Origin of the sequence: Rhizobium giardinii bv. giardinii H152, assembly GCF_000379605.1 — a bacterium.
In the GTDB taxonomy this organism is placed as follows: Bacteria; Pseudomonadota; Alphaproteobacteria; order Rhizobiales; family Rhizobiaceae; genus Pararhizobium; species Pararhizobium giardinii.
This window is the reverse complement of record NZ_KB902619.1, coordinates 1-1,203: the sequence shown is the minus strand read 5'-3', so window position 1 is coordinate 1,203 and position 1,203 is coordinate 1. Positions and strand designations below refer to the sequence as shown.

The 1,203-nt window shown below is 55.1% G+C and carries 1 protein-coding gene; it reads left to right on the top strand.

Going from position 1 to position 1,203, the window contains the following annotated elements:
• Window positions 1-522: 522 nt before the first annotated feature.
• The coding region (locus tag A3AY_RS0110870; protein WP_026203323.1) for an aminopeptidase P family protein at window positions 523-1,203 on the top strand (681 nt) is incomplete at its 3' end.

Below are 1,203 nucleotides of genomic sequence, written 5' to 3'. Positions count from 1 at the left end.
CGTATCGTGCGCGGCTTTTTCGGTGAATCGCTCGGACCTAGTCGAGATGACTGGGGCACTTGGATGTCCAGTGCTGGCTAGCGTGCATTCCACCGCATGGCATGTTCTGGACATCTTGGACGAATACGGCCTCAGAGATAATTTCGCTTCGGATCTTGGGCTGCCACGCCCGGCTTTCCGATCTTCAGTTTCGTAACCGGAAGATCCCGACAACGCTTAAAACGATCTGCTTTCCCGCCAAGAACGCGAAGCCGTTGTCGAAACGCGGCATGCTATGCATCGCGAATCTGAGTTATCGAACCAGGAGACTAAAACGCAGAAGCGGATCATCGAAACGCTCAATATTGTTGGGAGTTGCTGAATTGACTGCTTTGACAGGCCGATGACGCAGAGATGCGTTCCGCGCTCCGTGAAGAGCGGTCAGGCAGTCCCCTAATTGTCAGCAAGTCAGCCACCTTAGGTGCTGTAACGCACCGGAAGAAGAATTCAAACCAACCAAAAATCTAACAAAGGGTTGATGTCATGGCTATGCCACAGGGACCGCAGGTTTTTCCACGANACGAGTATCTGAGGCGCTTGGCCGCCGTGAAAGTCGAGATGGAGCGCCGGGAAATCAGCGCTCTGATGGTGGTCGAGCCTGCCAACATAACCTACCTGACTGGTTACACTGCTAAGTCTGGCTATGTGCCACAAGGTCTGATCCTCACGCTAAACGATGAGGAACCGACCTTCATTACACGCCGCATGGACGCACCCGCTGCGGTGCATCAAATGTTTATGGATCGTAGCCGGGTCATTGGGTACCCTGAGAGCCTCATCGCAAATCCCGACAACGATGGCTGGGATGCGCTCATCGACCACTTGCGGGAAGCTGGGGTTGAAAAGGCCAATATCGGGATAGAGGCCCAAAGCCTTTCGAGTCAAACGGTCGGAAAATTCCGTGCACGTATGCCAGCAGCGAAATTCNTGGATTTCGGCAATACCGTTTGCTGGATCCGCGGGATCAAGTCCGATTTGGANATTGCACTCATGCGCGAAGCGGCGGCTATCGCTGATGCTGGGATGTTGCGTGCAAAGGAGGTAATTCGTCCAGGTGTCAGAGAGGCCGACGCCGCGGCAGAAATCATCGCGCAGCTTATTCGGGGAGCCGGCGGTAGGCAGGGCACCGACGTGGCCGACTTCACCCTTTGCGCGTCACCGCGT